Origin of the sequence: Rubripirellula amarantea (assembly GCF_007859865.1) — a bacterium.
GTDB classification, from domain to species: domain Bacteria; phylum Planctomycetota; class Planctomycetia; order Pirellulales; family Pirellulaceae; genus Rubripirellula; species Rubripirellula amarantea.
This window is the reverse complement of record NZ_SJPI01000002.1, coordinates 569,274-591,371: the sequence shown is the minus strand read 5'-3', so window position 1 is coordinate 591,371 and position 22,098 is coordinate 569,274. Positions and strand designations below refer to the sequence as shown.

The window sequence follows — 22,098 nt, the reverse complement described above, 5'->3', positions numbered from 1 at the left end:
AGCTTGAGTCTACGGTTGGTTTTCCGCCAACGTCACCGGAACCACCAACGTGCTGCCACGCCGATCGAGGGTAATGTTGAGCTTTTGACCAGGTCGTTTACCACGCATCGCGGAAAACACGTCCGCCCGTTTCACGAGCTTTGTATTTCCGATTTGCAGCAACCAATCCCCGGCCTGGATACTTGCCTTCTCGGCCGGCGAACCGGGCACGATCGCTTCAATGATGGCTCTGTCTTCGCGGTTTCGTAGTCGAACCCCCAAAAACGCTGTCTTTTGCCAACGAATTTGGACGTTGTTCTCCGTTTCCGCGTACTCAGGCCGTTTCGAGCGTACCGCGAGTTGGAAAGTTGATCCGGAAACTATATCGGTTATCCGGGTCATGCCCTTCATGTCGATTTTTCCGAAATCATCAGTTGGTCGGTGATAGTCGTTGTGCAGCCCCGTGAAGAAAAACAGCACCGGTACCCCCGCAGTGTAGAACGATTGATGGTCACTCGGACCATAGCCCGACTTTACCTTGTCGAGCCGAAACCCGACTGAGCGGTTAGCCGATTCCACGATCTCGTCCATTTCGATCGCGGATCCTGTCCCGTACACCGTCAGTTCGTTCTCTCGCAGTCGCCCTACCATGTCCAGGTTGATCATTGCGACCGTTGAACGCAGCGCGAACCGAGGATTACGCACGTAGTGCTTGCTACCCAACAACCCGCGTTCTTCGCCCGTGAACGCGATAAAGACAACGCGACGGTGGGATCCGATACCGGCGAGCTGGGACACCATTCGTTCGGCAGTAGCCAACATCACCGAGGTGCCCGACGCATTGTCGTCCGCTCCGTTGTGAACCGCGATGGTCCCAGGAGCCAGCGAACCGATTCCGCCCATTCCCACGTGGTCATAGTGAGCTCCCACAACCACGGTTTCTTCGGCGAGCGAGCCGCGACCGGGAATCACGCCCACAACGTTGTTGCTCACGCGGCTCGACGGCGTTACCTGATTCTTATATTCGACCACCACATTTGATAGCAAACGCGACTGAGGCTTCAGCTTCTGGTCGATTTCGGATTCAATACTCGCCAACGTCTTACCGCTCGAAGCAACCAACAGTTGGTCAAGTGTGGTGCGGGACATTGAGACAATCGGCAACGTATTCGCGGCACTGCGATCTCGCGAACCAGCTTCATTGACCGACATCACGCCTTTTTCGATAGCCCGTAACTCTTGTTTCATCGCGTCGACCAGTTTGTCGATCTGAGCGATTCGCTCGGCGACGTTTTGGCGGTTGTTGATTGCCTCGGCCGGCAGGGCTGCGATTTGTTCTTCCATGGTCTTGCGACGCTTGAGCTCCGCAGCGATCCGGTTCTCTTGCTGCTTGACCGCCGCAGCGACACTCCCCACGTCGTTCACGAAGATGATTGCCTTGGCGTTGTTCTCGATCGCGTTCTGGATTTTGGTGGCAAAGAACGCGTGCCGTGTATTGCGAGCACCTTCAAAAACCGAATCGGGATCAGCGGCCTGCGGTTCTTTGCGTAAGATCACGACCACATGCCCAGCCACATCCACGCCTTGGTAGTCGTCGTAGCCAAGCTTCGGTGCTGTGATTCCATAACCGACAAACGCGAGCGGCGCTGTTAGATTTGCCTTGTCCGCCCCGGCAGCCAATGGGTTCATATCAGCATCAAGCTCTGCAACGATCTCGACTTGCTGCCCCGATTGATCGGAAACGCGAAAGGCCAACCGGTTTGCGTCCGCCGCCCCAGCACTGGCTTCCAGTTCAATCGAAACCGGCTGGAACGGTTCGCCGTTAAAAGCATTTGTGTCTAAGCCGATGTCCGACATCCGTTGAGCAATGTAGTTGGCCGCGACATCGATCGAGTCATCGGCAACACTGCGTCCCCTGAGTTCATCAGAGGCGAGGAATTCGATGTCTTGCACAATCGACGGCAAAACGACGGGCGAGGGCAGGACGACGGGTGCCTCAGCACGAGATACGCTCGCTAGCCCAAGCGATAGAACGACGGCGCAAGTCCAATTCCAATTCAACGAAAACCCCTAGCAATTTCAAAACCACCGAGCCAAATGCAAGGCCAGCAGCCGTTGCAATTCCACAACCGCCATCCTAGCAGGGCCCGTGGTCAGCGCCATCGGCGTATCGCTACTCCGTTTCACGCTTCCGTTTCGCCACTTTGTTTCGCCACCTGACGTTTCGTCACAGGATGTTTCGTCACAGGTTCCGTGTGGCGAGGGCAAGAAGAAGCACGCCGCGGTTAGCGATAGCAGAGAACGGCAACCCAGCGATAATCAAGATCAGCTCAGCAAGGGCTCAGCAATAGCTTAACAACAGCGCATCGTGAATCGACGTGACGCTTCGGCTGATGCAAATATCGTCGAAACATGCAAACGTGCTGCGTTACGCGGCTTCGTCAAGAAATCCGCCACCGCCCTGGTACCCTTGGTTGGCCTGGGTGCTTCCGTCGCGTTGGTAGGTCGGCTTAGCCGTGACACCTGATAAAATTCGCACCATATCGGTGGTCAGATCCGACAAGTGAAATTGGCAAACGAACAGCGACAATGCTCGTTGGTGAGTCAACTCGATCTGATGCGAAACTTCCTCGCACTTCTTCGCCAACCGAGCGTCTTCGATGTTGAACGTCGACCGCAGTTTCTCGATCAGCGTCGTGCCGGCCGTCGGTGCTTCAGGATCTTTCAGCAACGTCTCACGCTTACCGATCATCTCTTCGAGCTCTTCAAGAGCGTGCTGCAACTGAGCGGTTGATTCGTTCACCTCTTTCGACTTGACGCCCACGGTGTGTACCCGTGTCTCATCAAGGATAAGGTCGATGGTCTCAGCAATTTCAGCGACCTCAGCCGCGTAGGCAGCGACGCGATCGTTCCAGGTATCCATTACGATCTTCTTTGCATGTTGAATAGTTCGAACATCGGATCGGCCAAGGTGTCAGCCGAGGCGTCCGTTAAGTCTTGGACGAGGTATTGATCCATCTGCTGCTGAAACACTTCTTCGGTTCGTCCGCCGTGCATGTATGCCGGCGTACCAACGGTCTTTCGCATTGATGTCAGCATGCTTCCAAAAAGGGTCTGGCCGACGAAATCCGTGAATGCTTCTCGCAATTCTTCACTGCCGCCGGCCGCATCCAGTTTCGGCGGTACCGCCCCTGGTGATTGGGACAACTGCGATTGGGACAACTGCGTCTGGGAAAGCGGCGGCAACTTCGATGAAGATGAGAGGGGGTTCATAAGATTCAACCTTCACTAACCGTCACTTGCTCGCTTGCTAACCAGTCGAGATGGCAACCGCTTTACGACAAGCAAAACGGCTGCAACATCCGTTCACATCGTGAACAGATCGCTATGCTTACTGAAAAACAACCTCGCCATACAAGTCACCTTTTCGCTTGAGCGTTTTGATAATGGCGATCAAGTCATCCGTGGGCACATCCAATGCGTTCAACGCGTCGGCCAAACTTTTTAACTTGGCATTGGATGGAACGTCTGATTTATCAGAAACCTGAGTAAAACCACCGCCCCCGCCCGCGTCGATCCGCAGGTTTCGGTGCGTCACCAGCACGGGCGCGATCTCGACGTCTCGGCCGATCACGACCACTCCGTCTTTTTCATTGATGACCACGCGGTTGGAATGACTGTTGATTTGAATAGTCGTGCCCAACAAGAATGAAATGAACTTGATCGGATTGTCTCGGTAAACCTCGGGAATGCCGACTTCAATGTGAAGTTGGTCAATCGCCTTGGCCCACGTTCGAGACGACTTCACGCCGCCAATCGAGTTTCCACTGCTGCGAGCCAGCGAATCGCTTAGCGTCAACGACGACAGGTTGTTGATCTCATCCTCCACTCGTTGAGCGGTGTCGAAGCTTGCAAAATCTCGCTCCAAAACGAGCGTAAGCTTGCCGTCCTTTTGAAAGACAGCGGGCACCGACGCTTCCATTTTGGCACCACCTTGGATGGATGCGGTCGTCGCAGGCCCGTCGCGTGAAACAGCCAAACGGCCTTGAGCCATCGCGTACACCGTCGGGTTGTCGCTGCGAGGTCCCAATAGCGGCGTCAGCATTAACGTTCCGCCGTCGAGACTCTTGGCACTGATAGCGTTCACCGTCACATCGAGCATGTCGCCCGATTGCGCACCCGCCGGCGGGATCCGAGCGTTAACGAACACCATGGCAACATTCTTGGCATCCGCGACATCGCTTAAGTCCAAGTTGCCCATTCGATCGGTCGCCATCGGGCCGCCCATCAACTGCATCATGCGAGCCAACGCACGCGAGGTGGGCAATGCATCCGAATCGCCAGTTCCTCGAAGACCGACGACCAAACCCAACCCTTGCAGGGTGTTAGATTCTTGGCCTTTGACGCGGCAGAGGTCTCCCAGCTTCAATCCTTCGGCGAAAACCGTTTGATTGAACACCAGCACGCCGATGACAACGACGGCGACCATGTGTCCGAAGATCTGAGTGAGTGGATGTTTCATCAAATGACTTTCGCGTCGAACGGTATTGCTGCCTTGTTGCTCGAGAGGTTGATTGACGATCCGACTGCACAAAACAGGTCGTCGCCCTCCACATCACTCAAGCACGCAGACTAAAACGGCTGCACTCGATCCCAGATCCTTTGAAACCAGCCTCGCTTGTAACCGTCGCGCAAGTGCCCGCGGTCTTCTTTCTGAATCTCTAGATCGATCAAGTCCTTGCTCAGTACCACATTGTCGGGCGCGATGTCCACTGCACGACACATTCCCGTCAGCGATGTTTCCCACAAATTGTCGTTGACGCGAATTTGCTTGCGGGCTTCAAGAACAAGGTTTCCATTGGGCCGAATGTCGACCACGGTCGCGGCGATGTTAAACGTCAACGACTCGCGAGACTGAACCGTCGACTGAGCTCGAAAGTTGTTGTTGGATTCCGTCCCGATCGTCGGATCACCGTTGCCCTGCGGGTCAGGTCGCAAGCGGAAATCAGTCAGCTTGATCCAATCACTCAGCACCGCTTCGTAGAGCGTCGTTTTGCGAATTTGGGCGGATCCGTCGGCCTGCACGCGAGTGATCTCGTCGACGCGGATGGTGACCACATCGTTTTTCTGGAACGTTCGAATTGGCGGTGCCGGTTGGTAGGTCCAACTGACTCCGTTTAGCAGCACCGGCGGGCGATCGGCGTTGGAATCGCCCGCTTGAACGACCATACCGGGTTTGTACGGGGCAACTTGTCCATCACTAGGTTGCGGCAATGCTTGTTCAGCCACGCGTTGCTCGGGACGCGGATTCGCCAGCGGACCGGCGTTCATCGGATTGTCGAACTGCGGCCCGCTAAGACTCACTCGCGGCATCGGCGCATGCAACAGCGAACTGTTCTGGGCGATCGCGGGACGCGACGCCACACAAAGCAGTGCACCAAACAGAATGCCAACAAGTAGGTTGGGCGATTTCATCATCAATCCTGGTTACCTAACAATCGGTGCACGTGTGACAATTTCCGCGACGCCAATAGTGGACACTCGCGCGACCATTCGCTTGCGTGGAGCCATGGTCTCCACTTCAATCAATTCTCCATGGGCACCGCTGTCGACCGCCTTCGCATTGGTCGACACGCTCACACCGCCACCGAGAACTCGCAGTTCGATCAAGTCGCCTCGGTGAATCAAAATCGGCTCTCCAATTTCACCATGACCGATGGGCTGGCCGATTCGCAGCGTACCGCGAACCTCTTTGCCAATCAGCAAATCCATGTCCACAATCACATCGCCGCTCAACTGTTCGGCGGGGATCGGCTGTAACTCTAAGTCGTTGGCCGAAATCCGATGTCCTCGCCCCAGCGTTCGAGCAGGAACCACGACGGTGGGATGAGCGGAAAGCCGAACGCTGATGTCGGAACGCACTGTGCCGTCAGCCGACCTGGCTTCAATCGCGAACACGCAAACGCCTTCGTGCGGTTCACTGACGGGCGCACAATCTGTCACGCCGCCAATCAATCGAAGCGCCGCGAGTCCTGGTTGATCAGCCTCGACTTCGACTTCGTAGGATTCATGAATGCTGGGCTGAAACCGCTCGATCGCTAGCTCAATCCAATGCACCACGCGGCGACTTTCCGATGCGGTTAATCGCTCGACTGATCCGACCTGGGAATCTTGCCCTGATTCGCCCGCTTTATAGGAACCAGCTTCATAGGAACCCGTTGCATAAGAACCGGCATTAGTCACTGCCCCAGCAACCGTACCTTGCGTGTACGCAACTTGCGCGACCGACGAATGCGACTGAGGCTTGTAGTTCTTGTCATAGACGACGCGAATGGTGTCCTGACCGACCCAGTCGATGATTCGTGGCGTTGCCTCGGCGGCCAAGATGATGGGGCTAAGACGATCGCGTTCGATGGTCATCGTCTGGCCCCCGACGGGAACCAAACCGATTGGCGACCGGGCGATTCGTTTCCAACCAGCCATGTTGGGATCAGTTGGCTCGACCACGTCTTCTAAACGGACGATCGGTGAATTGACTCGGACGTTCGACTTGGTTTTGAGAACCCAACGTGTGTGAGCATTGATGACCGCGGAATCCTGCGCACAAACCAACGACGCCATCACGAGCACCAGAAGCAGGGTGAGTGGCATCTTGCCTGTGAACATCATCTTCAATTTCCATCCGTGGAATTTCAAACCAAACAAGGCGTTTGGGGATAACAGTGTTTGGGGATAACCAAAGTCGCCAAGACTTTCGGCAATCCGACAAACTGCTTTACTGAATCTTAGAAGCGACGCAGGTTCGAAATGTTCTGCATGATCTGGTCGCCGGCCTGAACGGCTTGACTGTTGAGCTCGAAGGCTCGCTGGGTGGTGATCAGGTCGATCAACTCTTGAACCGGCTCGACGTTGGACGCTTCCAGGTTCCCTTGACGAATCTCGCCAATCCCTTGATCGCCAGGCGTGCCGACTTGCTCCGGTCCCGAAGCATCGGTTTGCAGGTACATGTTCTCGCCGGTTTTCTGCAGACCGTCCGGGTTCACAAACTGAGCCATTTGGATTTGGCCCTGAAGCGCGAGTTCGGTTTGACCAGGAACCCGCACCATCACTTCGCCATTGCCGCTAATTGAGATCGCCGTGGCATCGTTGGGAATCTGGATTGGTGGATCGATCAACCGTCCCACGCTTGCCGAACCGATCACCAATTGCCCGTCGGCGTTGATGTCGAGGTTCCCGGCGCGAGTGTACATCGTTTGCTGGCTCGATGGATCGAGCACTCGCAGGTAACCCTTGCCTTGGATCGCGACGTCAAGTTCGCGGCCGGTTTGCTGAAGAGTCCCCTGCCGTTGATCTGTTTGCGTGCTGGTGACGCGAACCCCGAGACCGACCTGAGTCCCCACGGCGGTGGGCGTTTGATTGGCGTCTTTCACGCCCGGATGCACTTCGGTGCGATACAGCAAGTCCTCGAAGTTAGCGCGATCCTTCTTGAAGCCCGTCGTGTTGATGTTGGCCAGGTTATTGGCGATCACGTCGAGCTTCGTTTCCATCGCCTCCATTCCGGTGGCGGCGGTGTATAGGGTTTGAACACTCATGAGTAGGCTTCAGGCGTAAGGGATTGGGTTCTAGGCAGAAGAGTTCAGTGTTTTGTTGAGCCGGGACGTTGCTTCGTTAGGAGTCGCGTCGCTTGCGATTCGCCTAGGTAGGCATCGCCGACTCAGTCGCGTTTAGTTTTGAAGCACGCGACTGATTAGCGTCCCCATCACGGAGTCTTGGTTTTGAATCATTCGCACGTTGGCTTCGTAGACGCGTGAGGTCTCGATCAACTCCATCATCGCACTCGTCGGACTGACGGCGGAATGTTCCAACATACCTCCTACTACCTGGCGATCTCCGCGAGCGACAAGATCAAACGGTGCGAGAGGCTTGAATTGATTGCCACCCAAGTGTGTCAGATCCCCCATGCTCTTGGGCTTTGCCAACATCAATTCGTGAGTGGTGCCGCCTTGTTGAATGCGACCCTGGGCGCCCACTTGGTAAGGCTTGTTCGGTTCGATTTGGATGGGTTGCCCGTTGCTTCCCATCACCGCGTCACCGTTTTGGTTGATCAACCGGCCTTGCGAATCAAACAGAAAGTCACCCGCTCGGGTGAGTCGCTGTTCGCCGGCGTGGTTGACCACAAAGAAAGATGTTTCGTCGTTGATCGCGAAGTCAGTTTCGCGTCCCGTTGACTTCACGGCACCCTGGGAAAACTGGGTTTGCGATGGCTGAATCGTGACTCCGCCGCCAATGTCATCAGCTCCGCCTAAACCTGAACTGACTTGTCCTTGTTCGATCATCTCGGCGAACCGAGCCTGCAGGATCGTTTCCTGCGGTTTGAAGCCGGGTGTATCGACGTTGGCAAGGTTGTTGCTGAGTTGTTGCATACGATGACTTTGTGCATGAGCACCAGCCGCCGACATGTAGAGGCCATATGGCATCGCAAAACTCCCTAGAAATTCAAATTTTCGCTCAAGTACCCTTGGGGAGTAACAAGTCTGGCCCGGTGCAAGCAAGGCCAAAGGCAATCCCAGATCACTAAGGTGATATCGTTAAGGTGATCTGGAACGCTAAGGCGACTCGGCGTTGTTCAAACTCGCGTATTAGAAATCAGCGTCCTAGAAATCAGCGTCCTAGAAACCAACGTTCTAGACACTGGCGATGTGAAACTGGCGAGCTAGAACTTGTGGCTCGAAAGTTTGCGTCTTGGCTCCTAGCGTTCTCCTTAGCCGCCTTACTTGTAGACATTTGGCAAAGATCGCCATAAGGTTCGCTTTTTCAACCGCATCCCTTTCACCTTTTCACTTGAAGGCCCATTCCGTGAAAAAAATCCTGATGATCGTTGGCGACTTTGTGGAAGACTACGAAGCCATGGTGCCGTACCAGATATTGCTTTGCGCCGGACATCACGTCGACACCGTTTGTCCCGACAAGATGGCGGGCGAATCCGTCGCCACAGCGATCCACGATTTTGAAGGGCACCAAACGTACAGCGAAAAGCCGGGACATCGTTTCGCCATCACCGCGGATTTTGAGTCCCTGCGGCCGGCCGACTACGACGCACTGGTGATTCCCGGCGGCCGAGCACCGGAATACTTGCGACTCAATCAAGACGTTCTCAACGCCGTCCGACATTTCGCGACCACCAAAAAGCCGATCGCCGCAATTTGCCACGGACCACAGATCCTGGTGGCCGCCGGCGTGCTCTCGGGCCGTACGTGTAGTTGCTACCCAGCCGTCAAACCCGAAGTGGAAGCTGCCGGTGGCACCTACAGCCCCCCGGCTCCCACGATGGACAGCGCCCATGTCGACGGCAACCTGGTCACCGCTCCCGCTTGGCCCGCACACCCCGCGTGGATGCGTGAGTTCATGAAACTTCTCTAAACGCGGACCCTGCTGGCTGGGGCGCGACCTCCCGTCCTGAAACGACCTCGGGAAGCTGGCGGGATATCACTGCCTGCTGATCGTCAAACGCTCAGGCCAATCACACTGTCTGTGAGACCTGAGCGTCCGTGGATCGACTGTCCGCGTGGAATTCTAAACTACGGGTTGCAGTGCTGGACTCAGATTCGAGTACCATAAAGGGGCCACGACGACCTTTTCTCTCTCATCTTGAACCAGGAAATACTGATGAGCCAAGCGATGCATGACTTCACCGACCTTCTCTTGAAGTCCGGAGTCATTTCCCTGGACCAGCTTAGCGAAGCCGAAGAAGTCGCTAAAAACACAGGCGCCGATGTCGGCGCCGTGCTCGTTCAGATGGAATACGCTACGCCCGAGGAGGTCGCCGAGGCTCTCGCCAAGCATCACAAAATCCCTTACGTCGATCTCCGAACGGTCAATATTCCCGAAGAAGTCATCGAATTGGTGCCCGAATCGGTCGCTCGCGAAAACAATGTCTTGCCCTACCTGGAAGAAGACGGAGCCCTCACGGTCTTGATTTCAGACCCCTTCGACCTCGAAACCATCGAAAAACTGCGGTTCATCCTCAACCGAAAGATCGAATCCGTCCTGGCCCCCAAAACCGCCATCCTCGGTGCGATCAATAAGTACTACGGCCAGGTGGAAGGTGAATCCGCTGACTCGATGCTGCAGGAATTCACCGATACCGCGATCGACTTCACCGAAACGGACGAAGGCGGCGATGGCGGGGCAATGGAGGATGACGACGACAACAGCGCCGCTCCCGTGATCCGATTGGTCAACCTGATGATCGCCGAAGCCGTCCAATTACGAGCTTCCGACATCCACGTTGAACCCTTCGAAGATCGAGTGCGAATCCGCTACCGCATCGACGGCGTCTGCGTGGAACGCGAGAACGCACCTAAGCGGATGCTCTCGGCCATCATCGCCCGGATCAAGATCCTTGCCAAAATTGACATTTCAGAGAAGAGACGCCCCACCGACGGGCGGATCAAAATCACCGTCGGCGACAAGCAGCTCGACCTTCGGGTGTCCATCATCCCCACCAATCACGGGTCGTCCTGCGTCATGCGGTTGCTCGACAAGGACAACATCAAGGTGGGCGTTCGTCAGCTCGGATTGTCCGAACGCGACTTCCGAAACTTCAACTCGTTGATTCGCCGGCCCAACGGAATCATTTTGGTGACAGGCCCCACGGGGTCGGGTAAGACGACGACCTTGTACGCCGCGCTGAACGCGCTGAACCGCCCGGACCGGAAAGTGATCACCGCCGAGGACCCGGTGGAGTACTACCTTCCGGGCATCAACCAGGTGCAAGTTCAGCACGGTATCGGGCTCGACTTCGCCCTGATCATTCGAGCGATGCTGCGGCAAGCTCCCAACATCATCCTGGTCGGCGAAATGCGTGACCACGAGACCGCGTCGATGGGAATCCAGGCTTCATTAACTGGACACCTGGTTTTCAGTACGCTACACACGAACGACGCGCCCAGTGCTATATCACGCATGGTGGACATCGGTGTACCATCCTACATGGTGGCAAGCTCCGTCATCGCGGTCTTGGCTCAGCGATTGGTGCGGACCATTTGCCCCCGCTGCAAGGTGCGGTTCCAACCGTCCGAAAGCGTGCTAGCCGAAACGGGCCTTCCCCCCGAGCTGATCAAGCGTGCGGAGTTCTCTCGCGGCAAGGGTTGCACGTACTGCGGACGCTCGGGCTACCGGGGTCGAATCGGTATCTACGAACTGATGCTGATCAACAGCAAGATGCGCGAGTTGATGTTTAAGGGAGCGGGCACTCAAGAAATCCGCATCAACGCCATAAAGAACGGTATGTCAACGCTTTACACCGACGGGATGCTCAAGGCGATCCGCGGAATCACGTCATTTGAAGAGGTCTATCGTGTGGCGAAAAAGACCGAACAAGAGGACCTGGCGTTCAGCAATATGATGCAGGACCTGGACTCGCTGTAAGCCGTATTTGCGGTTCCCCGCAGACGCTGAAACGGGCATCTCCCACCGCGATTTTGGCACGTGTTTCGCCTAAAACGGCGCCTTGCCAAACCATGGCCAATTACCCCGCTCGGCTAGTCAGCGTCCCGCCCTGATTTCGAGCCGAAATTGGCCGTGAATGCCCTGGGGGTGCGTTTCACGATCGCTGCTGCTGCGGCGTCCATCGCAAAGCTTTAAGGCGAATTTACTGGCCTTTGCCAGTTTCATGGGAATAATAGCAACGTGAGCCGGAATTGCTTTCGGCTGACTATGCTCCTCTTCTTCCCAACTTATCTAACTTCGTCGATCGGAAAGAGTTCCGGTCTTCGGCCTCGAGGGAACCTAATTTATGGCAACGGTGCTGATCGACAAGCTGCTTCAAGCAGCCATCAAGCAAGGCGTCAGCGATATCCACATTGTGGTCGGCCAACCCCCCGTATTTCGCCTGCACGGTCGAATGCGAAAACTCGAGACCAAGACGCTCGAGCAGGAGGACGCCGTGGCGTTGATGAAGTCGATCACGCCTGAACGTTGCCAGCGGGAACTGCAAGAAACCGGCTCGTGTGACTTTGGCTTTGCGTTCGGCGACCAAGCTCGGTTCCGGGTTTCGGTGTTCAAGCAACGGGGCTTCATCTCGATGGTGCTTCGCCAGATCCCCAACGACAAGTTGACCCCCGAACAACTCGGCCTGCCCGAAGCCGTAGTGAAGATGGTTCACCGGCCTCGTGGTCTGTTCTTGGTCACCGGCCCGACGGGCTCGGGCAAGTCGACCACGTTGGCATCGCTGATTCACCTGCTGAACTCGACCGTCGACCACCACATTATCACGATCGAGGATCCGATCGAGTTCTATCACGATCACATCGAGTCGACAATCAACCAACGCGAAGTGGGCGTTGACGTCCCGAGCTTCTCTGAGGCGATTCGCCGTGCTCTCCGGCAAGACCCTGACGTGATTTTGGTCGGCGAGCTTCGTGACTTGGAAACCATTGAAGCGGCCATTAGTGCTGCGGAAACCGGTCACGTCGTATTCGGCACTCTTCACACCAACAGTGCTCAAGGCACGGTCAACCGGATCATTGACGCGTTCCCCGGTAACCTGCAGGACCAAATCCGCACCCAACTGGCGTCCACTTTGATCGGCGTGGTCGCACAAACACTGCTGCCAAAAATCGGCGGTGGTCGGGTTGCCGCCTACGAAGTCTTGGTCGTGACCCCCGGCATCGCCAACCTGATCCGAGAAAACAAAACGTTCCGAATCAACTCGTCAATGCAAACCGGTGCAAAGTTCGGGATGCAGTTGATGGACGACACGTTATTCACTCTATGGAAGGACGAAAAGATATCCGTCGAAGACGCGCTCGGAAAAGCTCACCGTCCCGACGACTTGGCCAAACGAATCGTTGCCTCACGCAAGGGCGAAGGTGACGAGGCCATTCCCATTCCCGATGAAAAGTAGGTCGTTTGGCTTCGCAGAAGTCGCTGTCGACTTCTAACCCACTTCGACACCACCGAACTTCCTAACAAGTTTCGCTACCCCGTTCACCCCTCCCTCTTCAACCTTCGAACTTCTCCTCATGGCAACTCGACGCATCGGACAGATCCTCGTTGACCTCGGCTTCTTGTCGGATGATCAGCTTGCAATTGTGCTTGAAGAACAAGAGCAACAGCCGGGCATGCTGCTTGGCCGCATCGCCGAAGACATGCAGTTGATCACGGACGAGCAGTTGATCCAGGCGCTTGCCGAGCAAATGGGGATGCAAACGGTGTCGCTCGAGGACGCCAAGCTTGACGAGAAGGTCATGGCGATGATCAACGAAACGATGGCGCAGCTTTATCGCGTCATTCCGTTGGCCTTCGATGAAGATCGCAACGTGCTGACGATCGCGACCTGCGACCCGCAAAACCTGAACGTGCAAGACGAATTGCGGACGTTCTTGGGCCATGAGATCGAGATCATCATCGCGACCGAACGCGACGTGATGCAAACGATCGAGCGTCACTATGACAGCGAATCGGAAAGCGTTGAAAAGCTTGTCGAAGAACTCAACAACGACGAAGAATTGAAAGCCGCGATTTCGGCTTTGGAAGATGAGAAGTTCAACATCACCGATGCGGAAGCACTTGCCGACTCGGCGCCCGTCCGCAAGCTGTTGAACATGGTTTTGTTGCTGGCGATCAAGGATCACGCTTCGGACATTCACTTTGAACCCTTCGAGGACGAATTCCGCATTCGCATCAAGGCCGAAGGTGTGCTCTATGAAATGGTTCCGCCTCCACGTCACTTGGCGTTCGCGATCACGACGCGGATCAAGGTCATGGCGAACCTGGACATTGCTGAACGACGGATGCCGCAGGACGGTCGGATCGAATTGATGGTCGGGGGTCACCCGGTTGACCTTCGCGTTTCGGTGTTGCCAACGATCTTTGGTGAATCAACGGTCATGCGGGTGCTCGACCGCTCGGTGGTGGACTTGTCGCTCGGAAACGTAGGCATGGATGAAGCCACCATCGCCAACTTCCGCAAAGCGATCGATCGCCCCAACGGAATTGTCTTGGTAACAGGTCCGACGGGATCCGGCAAAACGACCACGCTGTATTCGTCGCTATCGGAGTTGAACAAACCCGAAGACAAGCTGATCACGACCGAAGACCCGGTTGAATACGACATCGACGGCATCATTCAAATCCCGATCGACACTGATGTGGGCGTGACGTTCGCGTCGTGCTTGCGAGCGATCTTGCGTCAGGACCCTGACACGATCCTGGTCGGTGAGATCCGTGACCTGGAGACTGCCGAAATCGCCATTCAAGCCGCACTGACGGGTCACTTGGTGTTTAGCACGTTGCACACGAACAGTGCCGCCGCAACGGTAACGCGATTGAAGGACATGGGCATTCAACCGTTCATGATTTGCGCGACGGTCGAGGCGATTTTGGCACAACGATTGGTTCGTCGGATTTGCACCAAGTGCCGCGAGGAAACCAAGATCAGCACCGCAATGTTGTTTGATTTGCAACTCGAAAAGTCAGACATCAAAGGCAAGAAGTTCTTCAAAGGAACCGGCTGCGATAACTGCAATAACACTGGCTACAAAGGCCGCATCGCGTTGTTTGAATTGATGACGATGAACGACACCATTCGCGACATGATTTTGGGCAACGCGTCCACGGATGACCTTCGTGACGAAGCGATGAAGAACGGCATGATCTGCCTTCGCGATTTCGGCATGGGCATCGCCGAAGCCGGCATCACGACCATCGACGAAATCATTCGCGAAACCGTCCAAGACTAAACCTGTCCAAGACTAAACGATGTTTGCGGGTTGGCGAGCGAAGTTTAAAACTTCCTTGACTCCTTCAAACAAGACAAATAACCGCTACAGCGCCAACAACGTCTTTGTAGATCACGGTTCAGTACCTCACGCATCTCTTTTTCACTTCCACCTTTAAACTTCACCCTTTCCATCATGCCTATCTATCAATTCGAAGCGATGGACGCGACCGGACAAGAGATCCGGGACGAGATCGATGCCGCCAATGAAGAAGAGGCGCAAACCACGATTCGTCAGATGGGATACTTCGTTACGAAGATCTCCGTCAAGAAACAGGCCGCTGCGGGGAAAACCAAAGGTGGCAAGAAGAAGCGTGCCTTTGCGATCGGTGGTGCGAAGACCAAACACATTTGCGCGTTCACTCGTCAGTTATCGATCTTGCAGGACGCGGGTCTGCCGATTCTGCGCTCACTGAAGATCCTCGAAAACAATCAAAAGCCTGGCAAGCTGAAGAACGCGTTGATGGACGTCTGCGATGAAATCGAAGGCGGTGCGACGTTGTCCGAGGCGATGAGCAAGTGCCCCAAAGTGTTCTCGCGTTTGTACGTCAACATGATCAAGGCCGGTGAGGCCGGTGGTGCGTTGGAAACGATCCTGCAACGTTTGGCTGACTTCCTCGAGAGTGCAGAATCGCTCAAACGAAAAGTCAAAGGTGCGTTGATCTATCCGGTGATTGTGGTCACGGTGGCGATCGCGATTTTGACATTCATCATGTTGTTCATTGTTCCAACCTTCGAAGAAATGTTCGAAGAGTTCGGCCTGAAATTGCCAGCCCCGACGTTGTTGTTGATCGCGATCTCGAACTACTTGGCCGGCTATTGGTGGTTGCTCATCATGATGCCGATCTGCTTGCTGATCTTCGTCAAGTTGATTCGCAAGTTCCGTCACGGCCGGATGGGTTTCGACATGTTCATCATCAAGGTGCCGATCTTTGGCGGCTTGATCGAAAAGAACATCCTGGCTCGAACCACGCGAACGCTCGGAACGCTGGTCAGCTCGGGTGTACCGATTTTGGAAGCGATCAACATCACCCGAGAAACCTCGGGCAACGGGATGTTCGAACGTTTATTCACTAAGGTCAACGAACAAATTCGCGAAGGTGAAATCATCAGCAAGCCGCTTCGGGAACACTCGGTGATGGGTTTCCATCCGATGGCGTGTTTCTTTTGGGCTCTGTTCGGTGCTTTCCCTGGCGCAGTGTTGTTGTCGGTCGCTTTGACCAGCTCGGGTACCAAGCTCGATGACGGCGTGATGGTTCAACAGCTCACGATGATGGGCACTCAAATGACTCTCGGCGGCGCCATTTTGGCGGGGCTGTTTGGTTACACCAAAGCCCGTTCACGCGTGGTCGATGACTTGGTCGTCAACATGGTCGACGTCGGTGAGGAAACCGGCGAACTCGACACGATGCTTTACAAGGTCGCGGACACGTACGACGAAGAAGTGCGCGTCATGACGGACGGTCTGACCGCATTGATGGAGCCTCTGATGATTGTGTTCTTGGGGCTGGCCGTCGGTTTCATTGTGATCAGTTTGTTCATGCCACTCGTCTCACTCATTTCCGGATTGACCTAAGAAGCAAGGCAACAGCCAACAAGAAGCAGGCGGTACCGAACAAGTAGCACCGAACAGGCTCAGGCAAATAGCCTGCATGATCGGACCGCTTGAAACGAAATCCCTGCGGCCTGAAATGTCTGCCGCCTGAAACCTGTCTTCAACTTTCAGTCACCCTCATCTACTTCCTATTCCTTGTCACCCATTCAACAGCCATGATCGCAACGCCCCCCCGTCATCGCCGTCGCCGCCACCGCGGCTTCACCCTCGTCGAGATTTTAGTCGTGATCGTGATCATCGGCATCCTGATGGGGATTGCGATCCCCTCGATCGGCAGTGCGTTGAGAACGGCACGAGAGTCAGCGATACGTCTCGAGATTGACGTGATGAGCCAAGCACTCGAATCGTACAAACTCGATCATGGATCGTACCCGCCCGATTTCAGTGACTGGGACGCTGTCGAACGTCACTTTCGTAAAGCGTTTCCGGATATCGACGACAACGAACTTCGAATCTTGTCGCAGTTTACACACTTGAACACTTCGTTTCAGAGAACAGGGGATGTTTCGGGTGCGCCCGATGACCCTCGTGGGTCGTCTGTGTTTGTTCATCATCCGCACGCGATCGACCGCGCTGAGTCTTTGGTCTTTTTCCTTGGTGGGTTGAGTTCCGATGTCAAGCACCCGATTACCGGTCAAGGTGGTCCTTTGGCAATACGAGCAACGGCAACGTTGCCGGGTGACCGCACAGACCATTTGTATTTTCAATACAACAACGATCGCGAAACGGGTTTTTTCGAGTTCGATACCGCAGCGTTGTCACTGAACACTTACACCGGCACTGGCGATCCCAAAGAAGTGGGGCCTTTGGGAACTGGCTCTGCCTACAACTATTCCACTGATGAGGACTTCGACGAAACGGGCGGCTCCGGTCCGTTTACAGCGAACCTTCTTGGAATCCCGTACCACGCCGATCCGTTTCCTGTTTTCACGTCGGGCAGTGTCACGCGACCAATCGTTTATTTTAGCTCACGCGGGTACGACAATGCTTGGGGCAACGCTTCTTCACCATGGGGCGCCCACTCGCAGAATGTGTATCTTCCGTCAGGTGACGATTTCACCGAGTCAGGTGTGGCAAGGCCATACGTAACTGAGAATATGGACACATCACCGCCATCGACGATTGCGGGCTTCACGACGACGGGCCCCGTGTTTCAGTTTGCTGAAGCCAGCAAGTTTCAGCTCATCTCGCCTGGACTAGACGACCACTACGGCGGAATCGTCAACGCATCGACGGGCGCGAGTGCGGGAGGCATCGCGGTGGTCCCATCGGGACGTTACTACAACCCGTTTATGGCGTTCGCGAGCGCCGGTCCTAAGGGAGCGTCCACTACGGCGACTGATAAGTACCAAGACAACACGTGTCTAGCGAATCATTACAGCGGATCGGAAGTCTACGATCCAGGCACGAATCCACACGAAGACAACATCACCAACTTTGTCATTCGCACACTCCAAGGTGACCTACCGTGATTACGTGTCGATCCTCGAAACGAAGTTCCTCAAAGCCTGCGTTCACGTTGGTTGAGCTACTCGTGTCCATCGTGATCATCGGAATCATCGGTGGCATGGTCTCTCAAGCGCTGACGGGTGCCAATCAGCAAGCCAAACGCAACCGCGCGGAAGCCTACATCAATCAATTAAATCTGATGGTGATGCAGATGTACGAAGAGGAGTCGCGTCGCATTCCGTTCGCTCCGGTGAGTTTGCGTCAGAACACGTTAGATGACGCAAGGGCATCGAAATCACGATCGCTGGCGATTTTAAATTGGCAACGTGATTACCTGCGGTGCGTCTTTCCAGGTCAACCGCTCGATTTACGCCGCCCGCCAATCGACGTCGGTTACCCAGCGTACCGTGACACGGGACTTCGACCCGTTCGGATTGACCCGCTTGAAGATAGCTCAACTTTGTCGGCTTGGAACGCGGCGCTCTATGAAAACTCACTTCGTCACGTTGCTCGGGTCAAATACCAAAGGCGTGTGGAAGCTTTGGTTGGTCAGAAAGCGGGGATTGCTGGTCTTTCTTTCAACGCCTGTGTTGACGGCGACTTGAACAACGGTGAATGGACCACTGAGCATGAAGGTGCCGAATGTCTTTACCTGATTTTGGCATCCAATCTGTTTAACGGCTCGCCTGGCATCGATGCACTCAAGAGCGATGATCTGGGTGATACCGATGACGATGGCGTTCCCGAGGTGCTTGATCCATGGGGCCGGCCGGTTGGATTTGCTCGTTGGGCACCGGGCTACTTCCTGCGTCAGAACTGGGAACCTGATAGCTCGCTGACGAGCCTCACTGATGAAGAGCTTCATCTGCTTAAGGGTGACCTAGCCAAAGATCCGATTGATTTGCTGCTTAGTGATCCTCGCTATGCCGGCGTGACTGGGATTCCAAACTTCCAAGCCGACGATCCGTTTCCGCTGGTTCCAATCGTGGTGTCCGCCGGTAGTGATGGAGTATTCGACATGGTCGGTTTCGACGCGCCATTGAATCCTGCGATCGACTATGCCAACACACCGCTTTCGTCGATGCCTGCCGATACAGGCACACTCACTTTTCCGGCTGGCTTGCGTTTCGTCGACCCCTATCTGCTAGGTGTTGCAGTGAACGATCAGTTTGGTGCTGTCCGTGACACTGACGAACAAGGTTTTGACAACTCCGGCGACAACGTACTTCCTTCTCTTCCGATTCGCTAATTTTATGCTCACACTGACCCATCGCATTGCCGTCCGAACTGCGCTCACTCTGGTTGAGTTGCTGGTTGCGCTTGCCGTGATCTCGGTGCTTGCCGGAATTGCGCTACCGACGGTCAAGAATACGTTAAAGGACCAAAAGGTTTCGCGTGCAGCGACGACGTTTCAAGCTGTTATCGAGGAAGCGAGAGCGAGGTCGATCGAGGGCGGCGGCGGCGGTGGAGTCATTATCGACCGCATCGGCACTGACAACGTTGCCGAGCGAAGCGAAGCCATTCGCTTTCGTTTTGCGGCAGCCACCCCGGATTATCGCGGTGATTATTCCAACGAAGTTCGTTATCGTAATTTGGTCGACGGTGCTACCGCGGGTCCACTTACCAATCCTGATGGACCACGCGGGACGACAGGTCAGCCCAATGATTTGGGCGTCTACAACGATTATCACTATTTGCTGTTTGATCCTTTCCAAGGCCAGATGCAACGCTCGGCGATCGACATCGCTGGCGGCAGCGAGCCAACGCTAGTCAATATCGGTGACATTATTCACATTGGCGATGCTGGCTTTCCTATGCGAATTCGAGGGATCATTGGTCTCAGTGGAACGCATACCTACACCAATCAGGATTGGGGGACTGTCCTGCCAGCTGATTTAACCGGATACACGCTGGTGGAGGTCGAACCGATGGAGGCCAACACCAATCTTCGCCGGCTTTCACGAAATGTGCTTACGTTTTCCATCGAGCGAGCACCACGACCAGCGATTGCGATGCCGATTGAAATGCCCAAGGGCACGTCCGTTGACCTGACGTCGTCTGGACTGGGACGATACGGTAACGAATTTTCGCCGATGTTCATTGCCGGCAACTATCTCGACACCACGCTGACACCTTTTCAGATTCCTGCTGCGACGCCACCAAATTTGGTCGATCGAGTGGGCAACTATCGCTCGATCGTGATCACGTTTGGCGCTCGAGGAGAAGTGAGTCGAGTGTTTGCGACCACGGGAATCGACGGAACCAGTTTGCCATTGGTCGGCGAGATTGCAGTCACGGGCGACATTCACTTTTTGGTTTCTGAATCAGGGGAAGTGAAGACTGATCCCGAAGATCAGCTCGAGGATAACGACCCCGATCCGCTTGCTGATCAAGAGAAAGACGGCAAGACGCCGTTACTCAATACCGAAAGCATTTGGGTCACGATCAAGGCGCGAACGGGCGAAGTCTATTCGTCGTCGTGGATTGATCCAACCGATAGCAACACGCGATTGATTCCACCGCAGGTGACTACCCCCACCGATGCGACTCAACAAGATCGCATCCGCAGTGTGATTGGCTTGACTCGATCCAATGCGACTGAAACGCGGAGGTTGCAACAGTGATTCTTTTCTCATCTCATCAAAGCTTAGTCATGAACCCGTTACAAGATCACAGCGACAACGAGACGTTCGACTGTTGGTGCGTCGGCAGTCGTCGTTGTCACAGCGGCGTGACATTGATGGAGTGCATCTTCGCGATCGGTGTGATTTTGACCGGGTTGGTTGGCGTTGCGGCTTTGATTCCGATTGCTGCACGCAATGCCCAGGCAACTTTGGAACTTGACCAAAGTATCAACGAGTCGACATCTGCGGCGGCATCGGGCGAGGCGAAACTGATCAATGACTTGGGCCGCATGGTGTTCTTTAACAAAGAGGCTGCTGGGCTAGGCGCGTACGCGCCAAATTACGGCCCATCGGGTCAAATCGAAACGCTGTTAGAACGAGTGATCACAACCGGTCTGAGTTCCCCTGGCTACTCGTTTGATGGGCAGGCCGATCTCTTGACGGGTAGCATTTGTATCGATCCGCTTGGAATGCCCGAACTGAGTTATCTGGATGGCAACTTTGTCACCGGAACCCCGAACGCTTCCAATCCGTTTCTAGCGGTCGATGTTGACGATACAGCGTATGACTACAGCCGATTTCCGTACTACGGCGAACGTTATTCGGTGATCGCGCCACCGAACGAAAGCATCTCTGCGGCGGGAGCGACTCCAGCACCAGTTGGACCGCCGACTGATGCGGATCGCATCATGGTTCCTTGGCCGATGACACCGCGGATGCACCGGACAACGTTGTTAGCTAGGGACATCGGCGCGGCGGCTCCGATCGGCCGCGACGAACTGATGTCCGCTACGGTAGCTCGCAGTATCTTCAGTGGTTCGGGCGGATTGAGTGGCATTGCCGGCAGTGAAGATGATTCACCTGCTTCTGTTCTATATCGTTCCACTCGGTTTGGCGGAGCGCCAAATGATTATCGAGATTCTGGGCGAACGTTTGGGTCGAAATACACGTGGTTTGCAACGCTGGTTCCCTCGCGTAATTCAGCCAATCGTTTCCGTCAGTCAATCGTAGTCGTGCGAGATCGCGTGTCGTCCGTCCCCCGGCGCAACGGCGATCCGCTGGCGCTTCAGAAAACGCCTTACACGATCGACGAGGCTGACGACAATCCGACCGGCGAACGCGTCGCTTGGGTTTACAATACGGCCAACGCGCCGATCACTGGGACCATCAACCCGATCGGATTCGACGGTGGCGTGGGCGGCGAGATCACGCTGGTGGGTTCGCAAGCAGTCAGCGACGAAGTGGTGGTCGGTGAATGGGTGATGCTGTCGCGTCAACCTCATCGTCAATTATCCCCAGTGTTTGCGGTCGACCCACCCTTCGTTCCAGACGGCCCAGCAGTACACCGTTGGTACCGAGTGATCCGAGCTGACGATCCCATTGAGCTGACCAATTTTGCCATTCCCGACACTTCGACGACGCGAGACGTATGGGCGCGAACGATCGCATTGGCTGGACCTGACTGGGAATTTTCGCCAGCGTGGGAGGTTGTACCTAACACGACGGCCATTAATGACACGGTTTGCACCATCGTTTCGGGTGCAGTTTCCGTGATTGAATCGACGGTTGTGATTGAATAGCCGTTGCCTTTGGATGAAACGAACTCTCTTCTCTTTTCGATCTGTATGAACCTGCCGCATTGCGGAGCC

General features: G+C 55.2%; 17 protein-coding genes. 9 read left to right on the top strand and 8 right to left on the bottom strand.

Annotated elements, in window-relative coordinates:
- Nucleotides 1–9 precede the first annotated feature (9 nt).
- The 8 genes from Pla22_RS15495 to Pla22_RS15460 form a co-directional block, all read right to left on the bottom strand.
- Nucleotides 10–2,040: a M28 family peptidase gene (locus tag Pla22_RS15495; RefSeq protein WP_146515746.1), complete on the bottom strand. Its 2,031-nt coding sequence runs from the start codon at nucleotides 2,038–2,040 to the stop codon at nucleotides 10–12.
- 367 nt (nucleotides 2,041–2,407) lie between these two features.
- The gene (locus Pla22_RS15490) at nucleotides 2,408–2,902 is read right to left on the bottom strand and encodes a hypothetical protein (protein ID WP_146515745.1); all 495 of its coding nucleotides are present in this window, start codon (nucleotides 2,900–2,902) and stop codon (nucleotides 2,408–2,410) included.
- A complete protein-coding gene (locus Pla22_RS15485) occupies nucleotides 2,902–3,252 on the bottom strand; it encodes a rod-binding protein (RefSeq protein ID WP_146515744.1) in 351 nt (116 codons plus the stop codon). Before Pla22_RS15485 ends, Pla22_RS15490 begins: the two co-directional genes overlap by 1 nt.
- A gap of 118 nt (nucleotides 3,253–3,370) precedes the next feature.
- Nucleotides 3,371–4,468, bottom strand: a complete 1,098-nt coding sequence (locus Pla22_RS15480; RefSeq protein ID WP_315854219.1) for a flagellar basal body P-ring protein FlgI — start codon at nucleotides 4,466–4,468, stop codon at nucleotides 3,371–3,373.
- A gap of 143 nt (nucleotides 4,469–4,611) precedes the next feature.
- Nucleotides 4,612–5,457, bottom strand: coding sequence for a flagellar basal body L-ring protein FlgH (locus Pla22_RS15475; protein WP_390620270.1), 846 nt, complete (start codon nucleotides 5,455–5,457; stop codon nucleotides 4,612–4,614).
- 9 nt (nucleotides 5,458–5,466) lie between these two features.
- The gene (flgA, locus tag Pla22_RS15470) at nucleotides 5,467–6,684 is read right to left on the bottom strand and encodes a flagellar basal body P-ring formation chaperone FlgA (RefSeq protein ID WP_165440697.1); all 1,218 of its coding nucleotides are present in this window, start codon (nucleotides 6,682–6,684) and stop codon (nucleotides 5,467–5,469) included.
- An 80-nt stretch (nucleotides 6,685–6,764) separates the two neighbouring features.
- On the bottom strand, nucleotides 6,765–7,571 hold the full coding sequence (gene flgG / locus Pla22_RS15465; RefSeq protein ID WP_146515740.1) for a flagellar basal-body rod protein FlgG: 807 nt from the start codon (nucleotides 7,569–7,571) through the stop codon (nucleotides 6,765–6,767).
- Between the two features lie 132 nt (nucleotides 7,572–7,703).
- Nucleotides 7,704–8,456, bottom strand: a complete 753-nt coding sequence (locus tag Pla22_RS15460) for a flagellar hook-basal body protein (protein ID WP_146515739.1) — start codon at nucleotides 8,454–8,456, stop codon at nucleotides 7,704–7,706.
- Nucleotides 8,457–8,835: 379 nt separating this feature from the next.
- On the opposite strand from Pla22_RS15460, the gene Pla22_RS15455 reads away from it, so the two are divergent.
- The 9 genes from Pla22_RS15455 to Pla22_RS15415 all read left to right on the top strand — a co-directional run bounded on the left by Pla22_RS15455 (nucleotide 8,836) and on the right by Pla22_RS15415 (nucleotide 22,029).
- The gene (locus Pla22_RS15455) at nucleotides 8,836–9,399 is read left to right on the top strand and encodes a DJ-1/PfpI family protein (protein WP_146515738.1); all 564 of its coding nucleotides are present in this window, start codon (nucleotides 8,836–8,838) and stop codon (nucleotides 9,397–9,399) included.
- Between the two features lie 246 nt (nucleotides 9,400–9,645).
- Nucleotides 9,646–11,409 carry a GspE/PulE family protein gene (locus tag Pla22_RS15450; RefSeq protein ID WP_146516540.1) on the top strand — a complete coding sequence of 588 codons (1,764 nt, stop codon included), beginning with the start codon at nucleotides 9,646–9,648 and terminating at the stop codon, nucleotides 11,407–11,409.
- Nucleotides 11,410–11,776: 367 nt separating this feature from the next.
- On the top strand, nucleotides 11,777–12,886 hold the full coding sequence (locus tag Pla22_RS15445) for a type IV pilus twitching motility protein PilT (RefSeq protein ID WP_146515737.1): 1,110 nt from the start codon (nucleotides 11,777–11,779) through the stop codon (nucleotides 12,884–12,886).
- Between the two features lie 118 nt (nucleotides 12,887–13,004).
- Nucleotides 13,005–14,723, top strand: coding sequence for a GspE/PulE family protein (locus tag Pla22_RS15440; RefSeq protein ID WP_146515736.1), 1,719 nt, complete (start codon nucleotides 13,005–13,007; stop codon nucleotides 14,721–14,723).
- Between the two features lie 174 nt (nucleotides 14,724–14,897).
- Nucleotides 14,898–16,337, top strand: coding sequence for a type II secretion system F family protein (locus Pla22_RS15435; RefSeq protein WP_146515735.1), 1,440 nt, complete (start codon nucleotides 14,898–14,900; stop codon nucleotides 16,335–16,337).
- A 194-nt stretch (nucleotides 16,338–16,531) separates the two neighbouring features.
- Entirely contained in the window at nucleotides 16,532–17,848 is a 1,317-nt protein-coding gene (locus tag Pla22_RS15430) for a type II secretion system protein (protein WP_146515734.1), read from the top strand.
- The gene (locus Pla22_RS15425) at nucleotides 17,845–19,074 is read left to right on the top strand and encodes a prepilin-type N-terminal cleavage/methylation domain-containing protein (protein ID WP_146515733.1); all 1,230 of its coding nucleotides are present in this window, start codon (nucleotides 17,845–17,847) and stop codon (nucleotides 19,072–19,074) included. The genes Pla22_RS15430 and Pla22_RS15425 overlap by 4 nt, the downstream gene beginning before the upstream one ends.
- Before the next feature lie 4 nt (nucleotides 19,075–19,078).
- Nucleotides 19,079–20,449, top strand: coding sequence for a pilus assembly FimT family protein (locus Pla22_RS15420; RefSeq protein WP_146515732.1), 1,371 nt, complete (start codon nucleotides 19,079–19,081; stop codon nucleotides 20,447–20,449).
- 29 nt (nucleotides 20,450–20,478) lie between these two features.
- Nucleotides 20,479–22,029, top strand: coding sequence for a type IV pilus modification PilV family protein (locus Pla22_RS15415; protein ID WP_146515731.1), 1,551 nt, complete (start codon nucleotides 20,479–20,481; stop codon nucleotides 22,027–22,029).
- Nucleotides 22,030–22,098 lie beyond the last annotated feature (69 nt).

Bases quoted from the DNA above. Each gene is read 5' to 3' on its own strand.
- Pla22_RS15490 (WP_146515745.1), bottom strand. From the start codon at position 2,902: ATGGATACCTGGAACGATCGCGTCGCTGCCTACGCGGCTGAGGTCGCT.
- Pla22_RS15485 (WP_146515744.1), bottom strand. From the start codon at position 3,252: ATGAACCCCCTCTCATCTTCATCGAAGTTGCCGCCGCTTTCCCAGACG.
- Pla22_RS15480 (WP_315854219.1), bottom strand. From the start codon at position 4,468: ATGGTCGCCGTCGTTGTCATCGGCGTGCTGGTGTTCAATCAAACGGTT.
- Pla22_RS15475 (WP_390620270.1), bottom strand. From the start codon at position 5,457: ATGATGAAATCGCCCAACCTACTTGTTGGCATTCTGTTTGGTGCACTG.
- flgG (WP_146515740.1), bottom strand. From the start codon at position 7,571: ATGAGTGTTCAAACCCTATACACCGCCGCCACCGGAATGGAGGCGATG.
- Pla22_RS15460 (WP_146515739.1), bottom strand. From the start codon at position 8,456: ATGCCATATGGCCTCTACATGTCGGCGGCTGGTGCTCATGCACAAAGT.
- Pla22_RS15450 (WP_146516540.1), top strand. From the start codon at position 9,646: ATGAGCCAAGCGATGCATGACTTCACCGACCTTCTCTTGAAGTCCGGA.
- Pla22_RS15445 (WP_146515737.1), top strand. From the start codon at position 11,777: ATGGCAACGGTGCTGATCGACAAGCTGCTTCAAGCAGCCATCAAGCAA.
- Pla22_RS15440 (WP_146515736.1), top strand. From the start codon at position 13,005: ATGGCAACTCGACGCATCGGACAGATCCTCGTTGACCTCGGCTTCTTG.
- Pla22_RS15435 (WP_146515735.1), top strand. From the start codon at position 14,898: ATGCCTATCTATCAATTCGAAGCGATGGACGCGACCGGACAAGAGATC.
- Pla22_RS15430 (WP_146515734.1), top strand. From the start codon at position 16,532: ATGATCGCAACGCCCCCCCGTCATCGCCGTCGCCGCCACCGCGGCTTC.
- Pla22_RS15420 (WP_146515732.1), top strand. From the start codon at position 19,079: ATGCTCACACTGACCCATCGCATTGCCGTCCGAACTGCGCTCACTCTG.
- Pla22_RS15415 (WP_146515731.1), top strand. From the start codon at position 20,479: ATGAACCCGTTACAAGATCACAGCGACAACGAGACGTTCGACTGTTGG.